Origin of the sequence: Candidatus Limnocylindrus sp. (assembly GCF_040397235.1) — a bacterium.
GTDB lineage: Bacteria > Chloroflexota > Limnocylindria > Limnocylindrales > Limnocylindraceae > Limnocylindrus.
On sequence record NZ_JBBAWH010000005.1, the window covers coordinates 47,246 to 66,089 of the forward strand.

Genomic DNA, 18,844 nt, shown 5'->3' on the forward strand with positions numbered 1-18,844 from the left:
CGGCGGGATGCCCCCATAGAGGGGCCAGCCAGCGAGGAGGGTGCGCATGTCTACGGTGACGTTCCAGGGTGTCTCCAAGAAGTACGGCGAGGTCCTCGCCGTTGACAACCTCACCCTTGAGATCAACGATGGCGAGTTCATGGTGCTCGTGGGCCCCTCGGGCTGCGGCAAGACCACCTCGCTGCGCATGATCGCCGGGCTGGAGGAGATCACGAACGGCACCCTGCTGATTGGCGACAAGGTCGTCAACGACATCGCCCCGAAGGACCGCGACATCGCCATGGTCTTCCAAAGCTACGCCCTCTACCCGCACATGACCGTGCGCGAGAACCTCGCCTTCGGCCTGAAGCTGCGCAAGATTGAGAAGGGCGAGATTGAACGCCGCGTCAACGAGGCGGCGGCGATCCTTGACCTGACCAAGCTCCTCTCCCGCAAGCCGAAGGAGCTCTCCGGCGGCCAGCGCCAGCGCGTTGCCCTTGGACGCGCGATCGTGCGCGAGCCAGCCGTCTTCCTGATGGACGAGCCGCTCTCCAACCTCGACGCGCAGCTGCGTGTGCAGACGCGCGCCGAGATCTTGCGCCTCCACGCCCGCCTCAAGACCACCGTCGTCTATGTGACGCACGACCAGGTTGAGGCGATGACGATGGGGACGCGGATCGCGGTGATGAGCGACGGAAAGCTGCAGCAGGTTGGCACACCACAGGATCTGTACGACCTGCCCGTAAATCGCTTCGTTGCTGGCTTTATCGGCTCACCAGCCATGAACCTGCTGGAGGCGACCGTTGATGGTCGCCACGTGACAGCGGGCGATATCGCCATTGAGATCAGCGACGCGCGTGCAAAGGAGCTTGAGGGGCGCACCAGCGTCACGATCGGCTTCCGACCAGAGCACCTTGAGTTCGGTAAGGCCGAGAAGGGCTCAGCACAGATCGAACTCACCGCTGACGTCGTTGAATATCTCGGCGCTCAAGAGTTGCTCCACTTCTCTACAAAGAGCGGCGAGGTGCTGGCCCTAATTGGTTCGGAGCACAAGACGCCGCGCGGCACCAAGGTGCAGCTCGGACTCTCTCTCGAGAAGCTGCACCTCTTCGACTCGGCCACCGGCGCCGCAATCCGCTAGATCGGCAGCAGCGCATGCGATTTGGTGGCGATGCTCTCGGTGCGCGCCTCGCCGCGCTGCTTGAGCCTGGCGATCTCAACGAGGTCGTCGTCTCTTCGGACCTCGTGCTGCAGGCGGCGTACATGGAGTGGCGACGAACGACGGTGCAGCGCACCGGCGGTGATCAGTACGTGCGCTACATCGTTGGTCACCCGGGCGCTGTGGCCATCCTTGCCATTGATGCGGCCAGTGAATCATCGGTCACTCTGCAGAGCGAACTCCTCTTCGTGCGCCAGTTCCGCGCCCCAGTGGGGCAGCTGCTCCTGGAGGTGCCGGCTGGAACGCTCGACCTGCATGACGGCGTGACGGAGGAGCCGCAGTTGGCCGCCGAGCGCGAACTCGAAGAGGAGACTGGCCTACGCGCAACAACCTGGCGGCACCTCCGAAGTTTCTTCACCGCCCCGGGGTTCACGAGCGAGCACATGGAGCTCTACCTCGCCCTGGGACTTTCGGAGGCTGGCCCTGGCGCCCGCACCCCCGACGAGGATGAGGCGATTGAGGCGGTCCGGCTGACCATTGCGGAGGCGGCCGAGGCGGTCCGTCGAGGGGCCATCGTTGACGCCAAGAGCCTGGTCGCGATCGCCGCAGCGGAGCGTCTCGCCACCCGCTAGCCCCCGCACGGCTCGTGCGTAAGCCCCTCGTGAGTTGCGATATCCGCACCCCAACCCCCCCTACGGTGCTAGAATCGTACCCACAGGGGTCCGCACTGCGGAATCCGCAGAGAAGGATGTATGGACATGGCAATCGCACCACTTCGGCACCTCGCGCCAACCTCAGCGCCGGCTCCCCATCGCGCGGAGCCACCCCTCGGACCCACCGTTCAGATTGACCCTGCCCGCATTCGTGAACTGACCGCCCGCGAGTCCGAGCGCCTCGACGGCCGCACCCAGGGCTCAGCGGCCGCCTACGAACGCGCCAAGCGCTCCCTCGTTGGCGGTGTCTCGTCGAGCTACCAGAAGCGCGCGCCGTGGCCGATCTACCTGGACCGCGGACAGGGACAGTACGTTTGGGATGTTGATGGGCATCAGTACCTCGACGTGCACAACGGCATCGGCAGCATGGTGCAAGGGCATGCGCATCCAATCATCACCGAGGCCGTGGATCGACGCATCCGTCTCGGCTCGCACTTCGCTGCACCAACCGAGGACACCTACATCGTTGCGGAGCAGCTCGCCGCGCGCTGGGGCCTCCCCCGCTGGCGTTTCGTGAACTCTGGCTCCGAGGCCACCATGGATGCGATCCGACTCGCCCGTGGCGCTACGGGGCGCGATGGCGTGATGAAGATCTTTGGCAGCTATCACGGCCACCACGACTATGTGATGGTCGACATCGGCCTCTCGGTGTACGACGGCAAGGATCGCGAGAACTACCCGTCCATCGCCTACGGCAAGGGGATTCCAGATTCCGTCTCGCAGATGACGACGGCCGTGCCATTTAATGACGCTGGCGTTCTTGAGCGACGACTCACTGCGCTGCAGAGTGAGGGACGTCTCCCCGCCTGCTTGATCATGGAGGCCGCAATGATGAACTGCGGCGTGATCTTGCCAGAGCCCGGCTACCTCGCCGATGTTCGACGCATCACCAAGAAGTTCGGCGTGATCTGGATTGTTGACGAGGTGAAGACCGGCCTCACCGTTGCCGCCGGCGGTGCAACAGAGCTCTTCGGCATCAAACCTGACCTCGTCTGCCTGGCGAAGGCGCTCGGCGCTGGCATCCCTACGGGTGCTATCGGCGGCAGCGACGAGATCTGGGCGATGGTCGACTCTGGCGATGTGTATATGGTGGGCACCTTCAACGGCAACCCGCTCGCCATGGCGGCGGCGCGCGCCAATATGGAGCGCGTGATGACACCAGACGCCTACAAGCATCTCGGTAGCCTCAATAGCCAACTCCTTGACGGTGCTCAAGGGATCATCAATCGCTACAAGCTCGCCGCCTACGCGGTGGGGATTCAGTCCAAGGGCGTCATTACCTTCGCCCAGTCGAAGGTTGTGGACTATGACTCGTATAAGTCCGCCCAGCAGAAAGAGATCATTGACCTTGTCTGGCTCTGGAACATGAATCGCGGCATCTTTGGAACGCCGGGTCGTGACGAGGAGTGGACCCTCTCAATCGGAATGACCGCCGCTGACGCCGACCACTACCTGGGCGTCTTTGAGGAGCTGGCCGCCGAACTGACGCGCTAACTCTCCTCGCGGAGTTGTCGCAGGCGCTCATCAAGCACGGCGGTTGCCGCACGAACGCTCCCCATGAGTGGCAGTACCGCCACGAGGGTGAAGGCTCCCCCTGCGATCATGATCACACCCCTCACGCGCTGGGCGGTAACGATTTCGTTCAGTTGTGCCTGTACGTTGGTGTTCAGCGCCTCGGCGATGCCGAGCGACGGCTGCGCATAGACCCAAGGAGCCGCCGCGCCGCCCAACAGCCACGCGCCAAGGAGCAGCGCGGCAAGGACACCCCCGAAGGCGAATGGGCCATCGGTGATCAGGCGCGCTACGCGTGCGCGGCGCACGAGCAGCGCTACCAGACCAACCCACACCACATGCCCAGTGAAGACGAGCAGGGCAACCGGTGGCGTGGCGATTGACTGGGCGAGAAGGAGTGGGGTCCACGGGAGGCCTCCAGCAAGGATGGCGAGGCGTCGCTCGCGGCTCGAGAGCAGCCCCTCATGCTGCAGGCGCGCCATCCAGCTGAGAACTGCAAGGCCAGCGGCAACATCGAGAACGACCGCAACGAGGCGAAGGACTGAGAGGGCGAGCTGCTCGCCAAGAATTCCTGGAGCTGAGGCGACGGGATCTGCCGCGTAGGCGAGGATGTTGTCGCCGCTACGAAAGAGGAGCCACCCGCGCAGCGCGAGCAGCAGTGCACTGGCAACAATCGCGCCGGTAAAGATGGTCTCGTTCTTGGGGAGGAGTCGGCGAGTGGCCATGTCTGCCCCTATCTTGCCGCGCGCGCTGACGAACGTTCATCGGCCCTTTGTAGGGCACTCATAAGCTCCTCACTGAGCTGAATCTTTGCGATGGCTTGCCGCAAGAGGATCGCGACGGCACTCAAGGCAACCCAGGCAGCTGGTACCCAAATCACCGACTGGGCGTATGTACCTGAACTCATCAAGCCAAACACCCAAAGAGGCGCAACGATCAGAGAGAGTCGACCAGCCCAGCGAGCTGAACTGTCGTCAGCCTTGAGGCGCGAAGCGCCCGTGTGGAGGTGTGCGTCGGCCAGGCTCCTCGTGTGTGCAGCCATCAGGCGACTAGGCTGGCCAATCAGCGGGCCGGGGAGTGCGGCGAGCAGGACCTCACGATTGATCATCGCCAACGCCACGACGGGTCGCGGCGTTGCGAGTGCGTGGGCATTCCGAAGGCTGGCGGCTAGCCATCGAAGAAGGAAGAACCAAGCCACTGGCACCGCACAGAGCACGACAACGTTCGCTGTAAGGACCGTGCTTAAGGCGCGCGAGGCATCATCTTCAGTTGCTCGATTAATTGCGACGAGATCGAGCACCGAGAAGTAGCCCATGACCGTCCCCGCGGCAATTAGGGCAAGGAGCGCTAACAGGAGGAGTGCACGTCGGGCCGTCGCCGCCTTCGTGGCGGCGGAGAGGTAGGGGGTCACTTGCCGCTAGTGCCCTGCTGTCGCAACACGCGCATCAGGCCATCACGCTCAAGCAGCGCGAAGCGTCGCAGGCGTACCGCGTCAACCGCTGGGATGCCATGCGCTGGGTCGGCAATGTTCGCAAGGAGTGCGTCAATAGCGGCGAGCATTGATGTTGGTGATCCCCAGAGCCCGAGTGAGGCGCTACGTGTGACCAGGTCGCGCGCAAACGTTGCGTCGGCTGATCCGAGGGCGAGGAGTGCCGTTGGGATCTGGGCAACATACGGCGCAAGCAGTTGGTGCTGCCACGGCCAGGCGAACCCGCTCGCGGCGGCGAGTGTCTTACGTACACTGCCGTATCCGCCAGAGCGCAGGATGCGCGCCCATGCCGCGCGCTTCGCCGCAACGTTTGGCGTAGCTACCTCGGCGGCAAGGAGCGAACGTTCGCCGCGGTCACTCGGGTCGCGCTGCGCCTCTGCCGCAAGTCGTTCCGCAACGTTCGGTGCGCCGAATGAGGCCGCGCGTACGAGCAGCGACCAGCGGTGATCCTGATCAATTTCGACGCCGTCGAGTGGCGTCTCGCCGGCCGCAACCTGCCATGTCTCCTCAACATCTCGAGGCGTAACTGAGGCCATCACCATGACGCGCGACCAGACGATGCGCATCCCCTCGCTGCCACCGCGGGCTAGCCGGGCGCGTGCGGCATCAACGATGAGGCTCCCCCAGCGCTCGCGCTCGCCATCAGGGAGATAGCGAAGCAGGAGGCCGCTCAGCGTTGACTCAACAACGCCCTGCACGATGGATGAGTCAACTTCATACGGGAGGCGGTCGATCAGCAGCTGCGCGTAGCGAGGCGCCGGGTAGCGGCCGTCGCGCACGAGCTCGTAGATCGCCATCCAGGTGAGCTGGCGCAAGAGCCCGTCGGGAATCGACTCCATCCGTGTCTCAGCGAAGCGGAGTGTCGCCTCATCGAGGGCGAGCTTGCCAACGGCGAGGTCGTCGTGATTCGGGATCACGGCAAGCGGGAGTGGCCGCCCAGCGGCGCTCGGCACATCGGTGCGCGCCCCGGTCACCAGCACCTCGTGCGGCTCAATGGTCACTGATTGTGCATCGCCCGGGTAGAGGAGGGCGACGCGCAGGAGGTGTTCGCGCAACACGTTGTCGCCCGAGACGACCTCTTGGGTGACCGTGAGGTTACCGATGGTGCCGCTAGCGCTCGAGGTAATCAGGGCGCCGAGCCTGTTTGGCCCACTGGTGCGCAGCCACTGTGCCGACCAGTCGGCGAGCGAGACGCCACTCCCCTCTTCGAGCGAGGCCAGGAAGTCGGCGAGAGTTGCGTTGCCAAACGCGTGTCGCTGGAAGTGGAGGCGTAGCCCTGCAGAGAAGCCAGCGCGTCCGAGACGTGCGCCGAGCTGCTTCAGCACCGCACCTCCCTTGCCGTAGGTGATTCCGTCGAAGTTCAGGAAGGTCTGGTCCGTATCGGCGACGGTGCCCGCGATCGGGTGTGTCGTTGGTGAGTCGTCTTCAACCAGCGACCAGCGCTTCAACTGCACGTTGAACTCCTGCCAGGCGGTCGTATGCTCCGACCCCTCGGTCAGGCAGAGGGCGGCCGCATAGGTGGCGAAGGATTCGTTGAGCCAGAGGTCGTCCCACCAGCGCATCGTGACCAGATTGCCGAACCACATGTGGGCGATCTCGTGGAAGACCACTTCGGCGAGATCGGTCACGTCGCTCGGCGTTGGCGTGCTCAGGAAGATGTAGCGCTCGGTGTAGGTGATCAGCCCGACGTTCTCCATCGCGCCAACGTTGAACTCGGGGCAGTAGACGTGGTCGAGCTTCTCAAATGGGTACTCGCGACCGAAGAGTTCACCGAAGTAGGTGAACGCTTGGCTCGTCATCTTCTGGAAGAGGTCGTACGAGAGGTGCCTCTCTAGGGAGCCACGCGACCAGAGGCCGACCTGCACTGGGGTGGCGCGGCCTGGGATGGCCACCTCAAAGCGTCGCCCAACAAACGGGCCGGCGGCGAAGGCGAAGAGATAGCTCGCAAGTGGCGGGGTCTCGGCGAAGGTGTGCAGCGTGCCGCCAGCACCATCGGCGCTCGTCGCTGTTTCGGCGCCATTGCCGAAGACCCGCCATGCGGCGGGGGCGGCGACCACCAACGAGAGCTTCGCCTTGATGTCGGGCTGATCGAAGATCGGCGCCATGCGATGTGCCTCATACGGCTCAAAGTTCGTATACACGTATTCGGCCTGATCTTCGGGATCGATGAAACGGAAGACGCCATCGCCACCAGAGTCGTAGGTGTTTTCGTAGGACACGTCGAAGAGGTTCTCGGAACCCGCCTTTAGGTGGGCAGCTGGCAGCGTGAGGCGATACCCGCTCCACTCAGGGGCGTCGATGACCACGCCGTTAAGCGTGAGGCTGTGGATGGTGCGCCCGCGGAAGCAGAGGAAGATCGGCCCAGTGTGCCCAGCGGCGAGAGAGAAGCGTGTAACGAGGTGCCCACGGAAGGTCGCCACGTTCGCAGCGAGGTCGAGCCGAAGCTCGTAGCGCACATCACCCACAGCGGCGGCGCGGGCGGCAGCCTCAACTTGCGTCAAGAGGTCGCGGGCCTCGGCTCCGGGGGTTTCAATGGTCAGGCTCATCGCCAGATCCTAGCGGGTCGCTGGGGTGAGGGCGGCACGCCAAGCGGCTAGATCAACCTCGCGGAGCCGCGGCGATGCGGTCGCCCCCGACGGTCGCCCGCGCTTCCCAATCGGCTGGCCGTCAATCTCATGAATGTCAGCGGTGAAGTCAATCGGTCGAATCCCCGAAATCGCACTCCCAACGGCATAGGTGTCCACGCGTGATCCCGCAGCCTTGAATTCGGCGATGCGCTCCAGCGAGAGGCCACCCGAGATGACGATCTGTGCCGCCGTTGCACCGGCGGCATCGAGAGCGGCGCGCACCTCTGCGACAAGGGCGGGCGTTACCCCACCAAGCTCACTTGCACGATCGAGCCGCACGCCACTAAGTTTGCTCCCCAGCGCTGCAGCGACACGCGCCGACTCCTCGGACTCATCGCGGAAGGTGTCAACGAGCACGATGCGCGGAACCTCGCTCTCAATCTGGCGATCGAAGGCGAGTGCAGCTTCGACCGTGTCGCCGTAGATCAGCACCAGCGCATGTGGCATGGTGCCAACTGCCAGCCGACCAGCGCGAGAGCTCCCCGCCGTCGTCGACGCGCTCGTCGCACCGCCAATGATCGCGGCGTAGTCGAGCCGATCGGCAACGTTGGGGTGCACGTGGCGCGCGCCGAAGGCGATCACGGGGGTTGGTGCAGCAGCCTCGACGATGGCGCGCGCGGCGGTCGCCCAGCCGGTGCCGTGGGCCATCATTCCCAAATACGCCGTCTCAAGGCGTGCGATCGACTGATATGGCGCACGAATGCGTAAGACGACCTCTTTCACCTCAATTTGATCGCCATCCTTCAGCGCCCAGACCGTGGCGCGGCCGGCGGCTGCATCGGCCTCGAGTGCGAGTGAGAGGAGCCCCTTCGCCTCATCGATGCCGCAGAGGGTGGCGCCGGCGCGACGACAGAAGACCTCCAACGTTACGACTGGATTACGCCCCTCCCCCGCCAACACACGTTCGGTGCGCAGGAAGTAGACATCGGCGTTCTCGCCGATCAGGAGCGCAGGAAGCGGCCGTGGGACGGGTCGCGTGGGGAGATCAAGTTCTGCCATAGGCGAAGCATAGCCCTGCGGCGAGCGGTCGGAGGCTACCCCTCCAGACGATCGGCGAGATCGGGGACGGCGCGCAAGAGGGGCTGGTTCCGGCGCGGAGAACCGTCGTCGGCGGGGATACGGCCGCCGATCCAGATCCATGCGGCGGTCTCATCGAGGAGGCGATCCGCAATCAACACCGTACGGGCGAGTGCCTCGACTAGGTCATGCTCGGTCGCCTGTTCGGCGCGCAGCTCAATACTGAGCACCGGCCGGCCATCTTCGGCAATGCCGAACTTCGCAAAGAGATACTTGTCGTTCCACTCCAAGAGTCGGCGATACGCCTTGCGTAAGCCGTCACCGAGCGGTGGCGCCAGATGCGCCCACACCACAAGGACGCCACCAGGGCGCGCATCGTGAATGAGCGAGAGGCGCAAGGCACGGCGGCGCTCTCCATCGAGCTCAAGATCCCACACCGTTGCATCATCGCGTCGGTGTGGTGCGGGCACCACGACACCATGCCGTTCGAGCAGCGCGGGGATTGATGCGACCTGCAGGAGTGTCACGTGGCTACCGCGCCGTGCGGCGCTGGTTCCAGGTGCGCCCAGCCTTGATCGTTGCGCCGGCCTTCACGCTGCCAGAGTCGGGCCAATCGCTCAGGCTGGCCTCGGCATCCACCAAGACGTTGCGGCCAACCGATGCGCCGTCAGGCACCTCAGCCTGCTTGCCAATGACAACGAGACCAGTCGCAAGCATCTCGGGGTTGGCGCGGTTCGGTGCACCTGGCAGCTCGCCGGCGCCGATCTTTGCGTCGCGCCCAATGCGCACCTCTTTGTCGATGATGGCGTGATCAATGACGGCGCCACGCCCAATCACGGCATCGAACATCACGATGCTATCGCGCACGATCGCGCCCCGACCGACGCGCACACCAGGCGAAAGGACGCTGCGCTCCACGATCCCCTCAATCACACAGCCGTGCGAAATCATCGAACGCTCGACGCGGGCGTCGGCGCCGATTCGTGCGGGGGCTCGCTCCTCGGAGCGGGTGAGGATCAGCCAATCGCGCTCGTAGAGGTCGAGCTCGGGCTTCGCCTCGAGGAGCGCCATGTTCGCGTCGAAGTAGGCGGGGAGGGTCCCCACGTCTTGCCAGTAGCCGCGGAATCGATGGGCCATCACCTTTGCGCCACCGGCGAGCATTGCCGGCAACACGTTGGCGCCGAAGTCGGGGCGTGCCTCATCGAGCCACGCGGCCAGCGCATCGGCGGTAAAGGCGTAGATCCCCATGCTGGCGAGGCGACTGGTTGGCCGCTTCGGCTTCTCCTGGAAGCCGGTGATGTGGCTCCGCTCATCCATGTCGACCACACCCATGCGGCGCGCATCATTGAGGCTCACCTCGCGCACCGAGACGGTCACGTCGGCACCACTGCGCTGGTGGGCAGTAATGAGGCGCTCGTAATCCATCTTGTAGATGTGGTCGCCGGCGAGCACGAGCACGGTCTCGGCACCACTCGCCACCACTTCACGAAGGTTCTGCCGCACCGCATCCGCCGTGCCACTGTACCAGTTGGCGGTATTGCCACGACCGACCTGCGGCTGCAGGAGCCGCACGCCGCCGATGGTGCGATCGAGATCCCACGCCCGACCGCGGCCGATATGGTCGTTCAGCGACCGAGGGTTGTACTGCGTGAGCACCAGCACGTCATCAATGCCGCTGTTCACACAGTTTGAGAGGGTGAAGTCGATGATCCGGTACTTGCCGCCGAATGGCACGGCGGGCTTTGCCCGAACGCCTGAGAGCACGCCCAGCCGGTTCCCCTCACCGCCGGCAAGGATCACCGCAACGGTGCGATCAGTACGCAGAGCAGGCTCCCCCAGGAAGGTACTTCTGAATGCAGACATATTTGCCGTTCAGCAAGAGCGAGAGGTGAAGGTGAGGTCCGGTGACGTTCCCGGTTGAACCAACAAAGCCAATCAGCTGCCCAGCCGCCACAAACTCACCCGCCTTCACGCGCCACTTCGGCTGACTAGAAACCTTCCCATCACCGATGTGCGCGTAGATAGAGACCATGCTCTTTGAATGGGCGATCCAAATCCAGGCGAGTGGGCGCATCCCCTTCCAGACGACGCAGTAGCTACAGATTCCGGCGATCATCACCTTCCCGCTCGCGGCCGCATAGAGTGGCGTGCCAGGTGCAGCGGCGATATCCACGCCGTTGTGCAGGTATGGATACGCCGACGGGCAGGTGGAACTCCTCGGATAGATCTTCCAGCTAACGCAGCCGAACTTTTGCGAGATATATGGCCGAGTGCCGCCAACCGGCTTGATGAAACTGGATCCGTTATGGACGATCGGCCACGTCCAACCACCCTTGTAGACGGTGGGGAGACCGGAGCCGAACTGGCCCTTGAGCAGCGCATTTACCGTTGCGGTGACGCGCGCCTCTTCGACCTTCAGGGCAGCAACGGCGGCGGCGAGCTTCTTCTTGTCGGCAATCACCTTCTCCATTGCCACCTTCTGCGCGGCGATTGCCCTCTTCTGCGCAGCGATCGCGGCGGCAAGTCGTGCCTTTGCCGCATTCAACAGTGACACCTGCTTATCGAGCGCCGCCTTCTGTTTTGCGGCAGCAACGCGCAGCTTCTCCGTTGCGGCGCGATTGACACGAACCTGATCTTCAATCTCCGCAAGGCGCGCCGCGTCACGACTAATGCCGTCCGCGAGCTTCACATCCTCTGCGCCGAGGGCGTTGAACCCGGCGATGTCGAGCAGGATGTCGGTAAAGCTCTGACTGGAGAGCAGAACCCACAGCGGTGGCGTCTGGTCGGTGATGTACGCCTCGCGGATGCGAGAGGCCAAAATCGCCTGACGTGCCGCAAGGTCACGGGCTTTCGCCTGTTGCGCCTTCACCAGCCGACTGATCTCAGCGTCAAGCGCGTTCACCGCCGCGTTCAGCTTATTCAGGCCAGCCTGTGCCTGCTGCACCGCGGTCGTGAGCTGTGCCACCTGCGTCGTGATGCTTGTCAGCGTTGCGGTGTTCTTGGCCAGGGCTGCAGAGGTGGAGGCGAGCTGCGCCGTGAGGGCACCCTGCTGCGCGATCAGTGCATCGAGCGCCTTCTGTTGGGCGGCGAGCTGCGCGGCGAGCGCCTTCTGTTGGGCGAGGGCGTCATCGAGAGGGTCGCCGCGAACCGGTCCAGCCTGTGCCAAGCCGAGGCCAACAATAAGGAGAGGGATGGTGAGCAGGACGCCGAGTCGGGCGCGCCAGGTACGTTGCTTCTGCGCAGGCGGGTGCTCCATCTGTGACCTCCTCTCCTCCGCTACGGCAAGAGTATCAGCCTCAGCGACGGACGCCACCCCCCATGGCTAGCTCAACGAGCGAGGTGTGGGCCGCGCCCGTAGAGCCGCGCCCAGCGAACGAGGCAACGCTGCGGCGATAGGCGGTTCCAGCAATATCGAGATGCACCCACGGCACGGTCACGAACTCGCGCAGGAAGAGGCCGCTGCGAATCAGCGAAGCCTCGCGCGAGCCTGAATTCTGGAAGTCGGCCGACCAGGTCGACATGTTCTTCATATAGGCCTCAGCCAGCGGGTACGGCCAGTAGACCTCTCCCGCGCGGCGTGCGGCGAGGTGGAACTCATCGAGGAAGGCTGCATCGGTGCCGCAGGTGGCGGCGACCTCGCCACCGAATGCGGAATAGGCGATTCCGGTCAGCGTTGCCACATCTACGAGATGCGTTGCGCCGAGCTCGCGCTCGGCGTAGTGCAACGCGTCGCCAAGGATGAGACGCCCTTCGGCGTCGGTGTTGGTGATCTCGACGCGCTTCCCGTTGAGGGCGGTAACGACGTCGCCAGGTCGTGTGGCGTTTCCGCCCGGCATGTTTTCAACACAGGCCGCCACGGCGTGAATTGGGCGACCTGGGTCGAGCCGCGCAATGGTTGCCGCAGCCTCAAGCACGGCGATGGCGCCGTTCTTGTCGTGCTTCATCTCTTCCATTTCGGCGGGAGGCTTCAGCGAGATGCCGCCCGTATCAAAGCAGACGCCCTTGCCAACCATCGCGAGGCGTCGCCCAAGAGGATCTTTCGCGCCAGGCTTTCCACCTGACAGCACAACGAGGCAGGGTGGGCTCTTCGAGCCTTTGCCGACGGCGAGCAACATGCCGGCGCCCATGCGCTGCAACTGTGCAGCGGTGATGATGGTGGCGCGCAGGCCAACGGCGCGTGCGCGATCGCGCGCCTCTTCGGCAATGCCGAGTGGCGGCATCTCGTTCGCCGGATAGTTAGACCAGCGTCGTGTACGCACAACACCGCTCGCAATGATTTCGGCGCGACGGGCGCCCTCGCTTGCAGCGGCGAGATCGGTACCACTCGGAACGATGATTTCGAGCACGGTGAGTGCTGCAGGTTGCGCCTCGATGACGCTCTTCCCGCCGATCCCTTCGTGGAATGAGCCGTCAATGACGCCGCGCACAATGAAGTCAACGGCGATCACCGCAGCGTCACTCTTCTTTGCCGCGTTCGCGGAAAGGCCTGGACCAAATGATGCGCCACCTTCGGCGCGGAGTGCCGGTGATGTGCTGGTTAGCGCAGCGATGATGCCGGTGGCATCAATGGCGAGTCGTGTGATCTTGCGTCCGGCGAGGCGACGCGTTGCCGCCGAGGCCCAACGCTGTAGCTCTTGTCGACTAAAGTCGGCGCGAGGGCCGGCGCCGACCAAAAGAAGGTGATCAGCGGGAAGGCGGCCAGCACTTGTCAGCGTGCAGCTGTAACGGCTCCCTGTCCCCTCGCCGATCGCGCGGAGTGCAGCGATGCGTCCGCCGCTCTTGCTGTCAGCTTCACGAAGATATGGTGCGTCGAGCTGATCGCTAAAGACTGGAGTGACGAAGACACCCGCCTTGGCCGCAGCACCCTTGGCTGTGATGATGATCCGCATCTGATCCTCCTCGCGCCTCTGACGCCTACTGCTTGCTGACCTTGCGCCTGAGGTAGCCGAGTCGGCCACCCATATCGACTGGGGCAAAGCCGAGCTCGCGCTCGACCGCATCCGTCGCACCGATGTTATCTAGTGCCAACTGGCGCAACTGGTCAGTTGCAACGGGGAATGGGAGGCGAATCGCCTCGGAGATGCGCGCGACGAGGGTGATCAGCAACACCGGCATTGGGATGATGATGCGGCGCTTCCCAAGGGCACGCGCCACCTCACGCGTGATCTCGGCATACGTCCAGTAGCGCGGACCGCCCAGTTCGAACGATGCCTTGATGCTCCCCTTCGGTGCATCGAGCACCTGCACGATGGCGCGGGCAACATCACCAACCCAGACCGGCTGAAAGCGACTCTTCCCGTTGCCAGGAACTGGCACCGCTGGCGCAGGAATCTTGACGAGCGCCGCAACGATATTGAAGAAGCCGTCGCGCTCCCCCCAGATGAGGCTCGGCTTGAGGATCGTCCAGTCGAGCGATGAGGCGCGAACGAAGCCCTCGCCGCGCGCCTTGGAGCTGGCGTAGTGCAACTCCGGTCGCTCCAGCACGCCGAGCGCACCGAGATGAATGAGCCGCTTGATGCCGGCCGCCTCGGCCGCCGCAACGATCGTGGCGGTACCAACGGCGTTGACGCGCTCAAGGTCGGCGCCGTCGTTCCAGTCGCGTGCTAGTGCCACCAGGTGCACGACCGCATCGCAGCCAACCATCGCCGCGTCGAGTGACGCACGATCGTTCACCGTTCCAATCCTAGTTTCGAATTTGCCGGGCGAGGCGGCGACGCGCGCCTGCAGGGCAGTAGCCCGTGCGTCGCTGCGTACGAGGGCGGTAACGGAGTGTCCGGCGCCGAGGAGTGCTGGCAACACGTGACTCCCCACGAATCCCGTTGCACCGGTGAGAAAGACTCGCGCCATAGAACCCCCTCTTCGCTTCCGGGACCTCTCCGGGCCACCGCTCCACTCTATGATGCACCGATGATTGGCGCACTGCTCGCGGGTATGTTCGCAGGCTACGCAATCGCTGTCCCCGTCGGCGTGATCGCCGTGCTCATCATTGAGACGGGGATGATGGGCGGCCTCCGTCGCGGGCTTGCCGCCGGCGCAGGCGCTGCGACCGTCGACCTACTCTTCTGCTCGTTGGCGCTCGTTGTTGGCGGCCTCCTCAACCAACTTCTTGCCGCTGCCCTGATGCCACTCCAGCTCCTCTCGGGCGGAATTCTGATCTCGATCGGGGTCCGCGGGCTCCTCTCGCTGCGCACCTCAAGCACCAGCGCCGATGCGGCCACCGACCCGCGTGTGCGTGGCAGCGCCCGACAGCTCTACCTCCGCTTCATCGCCCTCACCGCGATGAACCCTGCGACGGTCCTCTACTTCTTGGCGCTCGCCATCGGACTCCCCGGTCTCGGGAGCGACCCGATCAACGCCGTCGCCTTCACCGTTGGCGCGGCGGGGGCGAGCCTCTCGTGGCAACTCTTGCTGGGGGCGATCGGTGCCGCTGCAGGCCGCATCCTTCCGGAGCGCGCGGTCACCGCAACGCGCATCGTCGGCCAGGTGCTGATCATTGGATTCGGTACGAGCATCGCCGTAACGGCGCTGCGCAGCGTCGCTTAGCCGATCACCACGTTGCGCTCCGCGGCAAGGTCGCTGCGCATCGGTCGATCAATGAGCACCCGAATGCGATAACGCACCGTCAACTGCGCTCCGTTAACTCCGTCGAACACAGGTGGGGCGTCACTCGGAATCTCAAAGGTGACGAGACTCCCCTTCGCTAGGTCACTCGTCTGCAACTCTGCTGCGGCGATGCGCACGTCCGGCGCCATCTTCACGTCAACATACAGTTCGACACGTGCGCCGCGGCCACCAGAGGCGCTCGGCCAACGAACGTTGACCTGCAGCGCGCTACCCGGAGCGATCGGTGGTGCCGGTTCAACATCCATGGAGACCTCGCCCTCGGACCAGGCGGCCATCATTGCCGACGGCCCAAGCGACATCACGCCGGAGCGCAGCAGGTCTGGGTTCTGCGCAATGTTGATCACGGCGGCCACGCGCTCGTCACCGCCTGCAGCGATATCCCACTCCACCTGCAGCGTCCACACGACCATGTAGGCACCGAGATGCACCGAGGGTGGCCCGAGTTTTGGAGCGGGAGCAAGGATCTTGAGGTCAATCTCGTCGCCCGGGGCCAGCGTTGCTGGCACGGCGATCTCCATCAGCGGCACGTTGGCGAACTCGCTAGCAAGCACTTCAACCCAAGTTGTGGTGATTTCCTGATCGCCGTTCTTCTGTGTCTGCATTTGCGTGACCTCGCGCACCAGGTGTCCCTTTACAGAGACGCGCGTCCCTCGCGCCTTGATCTCTTTGGTCGCGCGAACACGAAGACGGGCATGAATCTCACCACCGACCAGGCTCCCAGGCGTCACCTCTATCGAGCCCGAGAGCGCGTCGGTGCACGGCGTCAGGAGCTCAGCCCCGGTCAGGAATGCGAGTGGGTGTGCGCCGTCGCGTGCCGCCAACGCCTCGCCGTTCAGTCGGTCGAGTGGGGCGGGGAGCGAACCCGTCTTCCCTGCGTGGCGCTCCCGGCCCGCTGCGCGCCAGAGGTCGAGGAAGCTGTCAGCCACGTGGGACACCGCTCGCAGTAACTGCAGCAAGGATGCCCGCCATCTCTGCCGCATCGCGCGCGACCCAGGTCGGCCGCTGCGCCGCCGGTAGGTCGTCAATCTGTACGGCGCCAACGCCTGCGCCAACGCCCGTCATCAAGAGAATGGAGCGACACCCCGCCGCGTTCGCCGCAGCGATGTCGGTCGCGGGAGAGTCGCCGATCATGATCGCGTCGCGAATGTCGCTCCCGTCGAGCGCCGCCGCCTGAAGCAGTAGGTCGGGCGCCGGCTTGCCGATCGCCGAGGCGCGCACACCGGTCGCCGCCTCAAGCGCCGCCACCGCTGCACCCGTGCCCGGCACGAGGCGACCAGGATCGGGGTAGTTGGCGTCGCGATTCGGCACGATCAGCGGGGCACCGGCGCGCACGGCGTCGGTGGCAACGGCAAGGTCGTGCCAATCAGACTCGCGATCGAGGCCCACTGTCACCGCATCCACTCCCCAAACGGCGAGTGACTCTGGTCCATCGAACTCGGCGGTGCGGCATGCGTCGAGCCCAGCGTCGCGCAGCTCAGCGGCGAGGCCCTCTGCCCCGTAGACCAAGATGTGGCGATAGCCCTCATCAACAAAACGCTGCGCCACAGCTGAGGCGGCGGTGATGATGCCGTGCGTTGAGAGCGGAGCACCACACGCCTCGATGCGTGAGCGATACTCAACACGGCGCAGGAAGCTGTTGTTGGTGACATAGATCACGCGGTCACCAACGGCAACACGCTCGGTGAGGAGTGGGCCAACGCCAGGGACCGGCTCACTGCCGCGGTAGACAACCCCGTCAAGGTCAACACAAAGGAGCATGAGGCGATGGTAGATCAGGAGCGCGTCACCCTACGCAACGCGAAGCGCCTGCTGGTGGACGGCAACAACCTCGTTGGCGGCCGGGATGAGGGGCGCCTCAATAACCTCGAGGCAAAGCTGCGTCGGACCATCACCCCAGGGGTCGCGATCGAGGTCTTCCGTGATGGGGGTGCCCGCTCCGCCGACGACAAGATCGTCGAGGCGATCGGCGCACCAGATCCTGGCTCAGCGGACCGCATCGTTGTCATTACTGACGACCGCGGCCTTGCCGCGCGGTGCACCGCCCTCGGGGCCTCCGTCGTCAGCGCCCGCTACTTCCGCGACGCCATCGGCGGCCCGCCGCGTGCTCCTCTCGCTGGAACGGGCGCACGCCCCCCAAGCATCGGCGGATCCGGCCCGAGGCGTGCGGCGCCGAGTAAAGATGAGGGTGACTCCGAACGACGCTGGCGCCCGGGGCGTGGCGCGACCCAGAAGCGCGGCCCCTCAACGCGTCCGCCGCGCCCCCGCTAGGATTCATCTATGAGTGAAATTGGTGCTCGCATCGCCGAGTTCTTCGCCTGGCTCAGCACGATCGTCCCCGCCTTTGTCACGCCAGACTGGGCCGCCCTGATCGGTCTCCTCCCACTATTTGTCGCCCCCCTCGTCCTGCTCTGGCTCCTTTACACGGGTGGCATCTGGACGCTGGTCGGCATCACCAAGCGCGGCGCGCAGCTCAAGGTCGGCGCACCCCTCCCCACCCCCGCCCCGCTCGGTGCCGATGGGCGACCGCTCTTCCCCGCCGGACGCCCGTACGCCACCAGTGAGGCGGCCATTTACCCAAATGGGAGCACCCGCTCACTCCGCGGCGAGCCGCTGCTGATCGCCTGCCCTAGCTGCCTCGCGGTTCGAGTGGCTGAGCGCAGCACCTGCGATGCCTGCGGCCTCGAGTTGCGCGCCCGAACGCTGATCGCCGTGGAGCGCCCCGCTGGACCGCCTCCTGGCGGCGCGGCTCGCGCCTAAGTGGCAACCCTCTCCTTCTATCTCGTTGTCGTTGGGGCGATTGCCCTCGTCGGCGCCTTCGCCCTCTATGTCGTGCACCTTGTCCTCGTAGCTCAAGGCGACCGCGCCGTTACGCCACGACTCGCTATCGCCGCAGCATCAATGCGCGGCAACCTCGCCGAGCAGCTTGATGGTGGCGCGCCGACCTCCGCCGAATCGACGAGCCCGATCAGTGCGATCGCGGGTGCGCTCGCAATCATTGCAACTGGATCGCTCGGCGTTGCGCTGATCGCACGCGCCATCGTTGTGGGCCGCGGGCCGTGGGGAAATCTCTACGAGTTCACGATCTCATTTGCCTTCGGCATTTGCGCCGCAGCGATCTTCTTCGATCGCAAGCGACGTCTGCCAGCGCTCAGCACTATCGCCTACGGTGTGGCACTCGCACTGCTCGCCTACGCGACGACGCTGCCGAATGCGGTGGTTGATCTAGTGCCAGCGCTACAGCATCCGTTTCTGCTCACCATCCATGTCGGTATGGCAATGCTCAGCTACGGCATCTTCGCCTTCGCATTTGCGGCAGGCGTTGCCTATCTGCTGCAAGGCGACACCGATCGCTTCAGCTGGTTGCCGCCAGCAAAGCGTCTCGATCTTGTTGCGTTCCGCGCCGTCGCCGTCGCCTTCCCCCTCTTCGCCGGAATGCTCATCCTTGGATCGATCTGGGCCTCGATCGCCTGGAGTCGCTTCTGGGGGTGGGATCCGAAGGAGACTTCGGCCCTCGCCACCTGGCTGATCTACGCCGTCTACCTGCACGCCCGCAGCCAGCGCGGCTGGCAGGGTCGACCCGCCGCCCTCCTCCTGGTCATCGGCTTTGTCGCGGTACTGCTGACCTACTCGGGGAACCTCTGGTTCACCGGCCTCCACACCTACTCGGGGCTGTAACAAGGCCCCTCCCTGGCCTAATCAGCCCAGCTGGCGGCCCGCCTGAGCG

General features: G+C 64.8%; 18 protein-coding genes. 7 read left to right on the top strand and 11 right to left on the bottom strand.

Going from position 1 to position 18,844, the window contains the following annotated elements:
• Positions 1–46 precede the first annotated feature (46 nt).
• The 3 genes from AC3LB0_RS05120 (at position 47) to AC3LB0_RS05130 (ending at position 3,345) form a co-directional block, all read left to right on the top strand.
• Positions 47–1,120, top strand: a complete 1,074-nt coding sequence (locus AC3LB0_RS05120) for an ABC transporter ATP-binding protein (protein ID WP_488650087.1) — start codon at positions 47–49, stop codon at positions 1,118–1,120.
• Positions 1,121–1,134: 14 nt separating this feature from the next.
• Positions 1,135–1,770 carry an NUDIX hydrolase gene (locus AC3LB0_RS05125; protein ID WP_488650088.1) on the top strand — a complete coding sequence of 212 codons (636 nt, stop codon included), beginning with the start codon at positions 1,135–1,137 and terminating at the stop codon, positions 1,768–1,770.
• 126 nt (positions 1,771–1,896) lie between these two features.
• Positions 1,897–3,345 carry an aspartate aminotransferase family protein gene (locus AC3LB0_RS05130; RefSeq protein WP_488650089.1) on the top strand — a complete coding sequence of 483 codons (1,449 nt, stop codon included), beginning with the start codon at positions 1,897–1,899 and terminating at the stop codon, positions 3,343–3,345.
• Here AC3LB0_RS05130 and AC3LB0_RS05135 read toward each other — a convergent pair.
• The 9 genes from AC3LB0_RS05135 to AC3LB0_RS05175 are packed head-to-tail and all read right to left on the bottom strand — an operon-like array spanning position 3,342 to position 14,343.
• Positions 3,342–4,088 (bottom strand): hypothetical protein, encoded by a 747-nt coding sequence (locus AC3LB0_RS05135; protein WP_488650090.1) that lies wholly within the window; start codon positions 4,086–4,088, stop codon positions 3,342–3,344. The genes AC3LB0_RS05130 and AC3LB0_RS05135 overlap by 4 nt on opposite strands.
• 8 nt (positions 4,089–4,096) lie before the next feature.
• A complete protein-coding gene (locus AC3LB0_RS05140; protein WP_488650091.1) occupies positions 4,097–4,774 on the bottom strand; it encodes a hypothetical protein in 678 nt (225 codons plus the stop codon).
• On the bottom strand, positions 4,771–7,398 hold the full coding sequence (gene pepN / locus AC3LB0_RS05145; protein ID WP_488650092.1) for an aminopeptidase N: 2,628 nt from the start codon (positions 7,396–7,398) through the stop codon (positions 4,771–4,773). Before pepN ends, AC3LB0_RS05140 begins: the two co-directional genes overlap by 4 nt.
• Positions 7,399–7,407: 9 nt before the next feature.
• A complete protein-coding gene (locus AC3LB0_RS05150) occupies positions 7,408–8,478 on the bottom strand; it encodes a nicotinate phosphoribosyltransferase (RefSeq protein WP_488650093.1) in 1,071 nt (356 codons plus the stop codon).
• A gap of 35 nt (positions 8,479–8,513) precedes the next feature.
• Complete coding sequence (locus tag AC3LB0_RS05155) at positions 8,514–9,023, bottom strand: YbjN domain-containing protein (protein WP_488650094.1); 510 nt, start codon at positions 9,021–9,023, stop codon at positions 8,514–8,516.
• A gap of 4 nt (positions 9,024–9,027) precedes the next feature.
• On the bottom strand, positions 9,028–10,359 hold the full coding sequence (locus AC3LB0_RS05160) for a glucose-1-phosphate adenylyltransferase family protein (RefSeq protein WP_488650095.1): 1,332 nt from the start codon (positions 10,357–10,359) through the stop codon (positions 9,028–9,030).
• Positions 10,310–11,752, bottom strand: coding sequence for a murein hydrolase activator EnvC family protein (locus tag AC3LB0_RS05165; protein WP_488650096.1), 1,443 nt, complete (start codon positions 11,750–11,752; stop codon positions 10,310–10,312). The genes AC3LB0_RS05160 and AC3LB0_RS05165 overlap by 50 nt, the downstream gene beginning before the upstream one ends.
• Before the next feature lie 40 nt (positions 11,753–11,792).
• Positions 11,793–13,385, bottom strand: coding sequence for a leucyl aminopeptidase family protein (locus AC3LB0_RS05170; RefSeq protein WP_488650097.1), 1,593 nt, complete (start codon positions 13,383–13,385; stop codon positions 11,793–11,795).
• A gap of 25 nt (positions 13,386–13,410) precedes the next feature.
• The gene (locus tag AC3LB0_RS05175; RefSeq protein WP_488650098.1) at positions 13,411–14,343 is read right to left on the bottom strand and encodes a complex I NDUFA9 subunit family protein; all 933 of its coding nucleotides are present in this window, start codon (positions 14,341–14,343) and stop codon (positions 13,411–13,413) included.
• Between the two features lie 60 nt (positions 14,344–14,403).
• On the opposite strand from AC3LB0_RS05175, the gene AC3LB0_RS05180 reads away from it, so the two are divergent.
• Entirely contained in the window at positions 14,404–15,039 is a 636-nt protein-coding gene (locus AC3LB0_RS05180; protein WP_488650099.1) for a LysE family transporter, read from the top strand.
• On the opposite strand, the gene AC3LB0_RS05185 is transcribed toward AC3LB0_RS05180, so the two are convergent.
• Together AC3LB0_RS05185 and AC3LB0_RS05190 are read right to left on the bottom strand one after the other, a co-directional pair.
• The gene (locus AC3LB0_RS05185; protein WP_488650100.1) at positions 15,036–16,046 is read right to left on the bottom strand and encodes a hypothetical protein; all 1,011 of its coding nucleotides are present in this window, start codon (positions 16,044–16,046) and stop codon (positions 15,036–15,038) included. The two genes, AC3LB0_RS05180 and AC3LB0_RS05185, sit on opposite strands and share 4 nt — an antisense overlap.
• A complete protein-coding gene (locus tag AC3LB0_RS05190; RefSeq protein ID WP_488650101.1) occupies positions 16,039–16,878 on the bottom strand; it encodes an HAD-IIA family hydrolase in 840 nt (279 codons plus the stop codon). Before AC3LB0_RS05190 ends, AC3LB0_RS05185 begins: the two co-directional genes overlap by 8 nt.
• A 6-nt stretch (positions 16,879–16,884) precedes the next feature.
• On the opposite strand from AC3LB0_RS05190, the gene AC3LB0_RS05195 reads away from it, so the two are divergent.
• From AC3LB0_RS05195 to ccsA, 3 genes are read left to right on the top strand one after another with little or no spacing between them, the layout of a single operon-like run.
• Complete coding sequence (locus tag AC3LB0_RS05195; protein ID WP_488650102.1) at positions 16,885–17,388, top strand: PIN domain-containing protein; 504 nt, start codon at positions 16,885–16,887, stop codon at positions 17,386–17,388.
• Between the two features lie 9 nt (positions 17,389–17,397).
• A complete protein-coding gene (locus AC3LB0_RS05200) occupies positions 17,398–17,877 on the top strand; it encodes a hypothetical protein (protein ID WP_488650103.1) in 480 nt (159 codons plus the stop codon).
• The gene (gene ccsA, locus AC3LB0_RS05205; protein ID WP_488650104.1) at positions 17,878–18,795 is read left to right on the top strand and encodes a cytochrome c biogenesis protein CcsA; all 918 of its coding nucleotides are present in this window, start codon (positions 17,878–17,880) and stop codon (positions 18,793–18,795) included.
• The last annotated feature ends 49 nt before the right edge of the window (positions 18,796–18,844 follow it).

Excerpts from the sequence above, each read along its gene's own strand:
- AC3LB0_RS05120 (WP_488650087.1), top strand. The coding sequence starts at position 47 with ATGTCTACGGTGACGTTCCAGGGTGTCTCCAAGAAGTACGGCGAGGTC.
- AC3LB0_RS05125 (WP_488650088.1), top strand. The coding sequence starts at position 1,135 with ATGCGATTTGGTGGCGATGCTCTCGGTGCGCGCCTCGCCGCGCTGCTT.
- AC3LB0_RS05130 (WP_488650089.1), top strand. The coding sequence starts at position 1,897 with ATGGCAATCGCACCACTTCGGCACCTCGCGCCAACCTCAGCGCCGGCT.
- AC3LB0_RS05135 (WP_488650090.1), bottom strand. The coding sequence starts at position 4,088 with ATGGCCACTCGCCGACTCCTCCCCAAGAACGAGACCATCTTTACCGGC.
- pepN (WP_488650092.1), bottom strand. The coding sequence starts at position 7,398 with ATGAGCCTGACCATTGAAACCCCCGGAGCCGAGGCCCGCGACCTCTTG.
- AC3LB0_RS05150 (WP_488650093.1), bottom strand. The coding sequence starts at position 8,478 with ATGGCAGAACTTGATCTCCCCACGCGACCCGTCCCACGGCCGCTTCCT.
- AC3LB0_RS05160 (WP_488650095.1), bottom strand. The coding sequence starts at position 10,359 with ATGTCTGCATTCAGAAGTACCTTCCTGGGGGAGCCTGCTCTGCGTACT.
- AC3LB0_RS05165 (WP_488650096.1), bottom strand. The coding sequence starts at position 11,752 with ATGGAGCACCCGCCTGCGCAGAAGCAACGTACCTGGCGCGCCCGACTC.
- AC3LB0_RS05170 (WP_488650097.1), bottom strand. The coding sequence starts at position 13,385 with ATGCGGATCATCATCACAGCCAAGGGTGCTGCGGCCAAGGCGGGTGTC.
- AC3LB0_RS05175 (WP_488650098.1), bottom strand. The coding sequence starts at position 14,343 with ATGGCGCGAGTCTTTCTCACCGGTGCAACGGGATTCGTGGGGAGTCAC.
- AC3LB0_RS05180 (WP_488650099.1), top strand. The coding sequence starts at position 14,404 with ATGATTGGCGCACTGCTCGCGGGTATGTTCGCAGGCTACGCAATCGCT.
- AC3LB0_RS05190 (WP_488650101.1), bottom strand. The coding sequence starts at position 16,878 with ATGCTCCTTTGTGTTGACCTTGACGGGGTTGTCTACCGCGGCAGTGAG.
- AC3LB0_RS05195 (WP_488650102.1), top strand. The coding sequence starts at position 16,885 with ATGGTAGATCAGGAGCGCGTCACCCTACGCAACGCGAAGCGCCTGCTG.
- AC3LB0_RS05200 (WP_488650103.1), top strand. The coding sequence starts at position 17,398 with ATGAGTGAAATTGGTGCTCGCATCGCCGAGTTCTTCGCCTGGCTCAGC.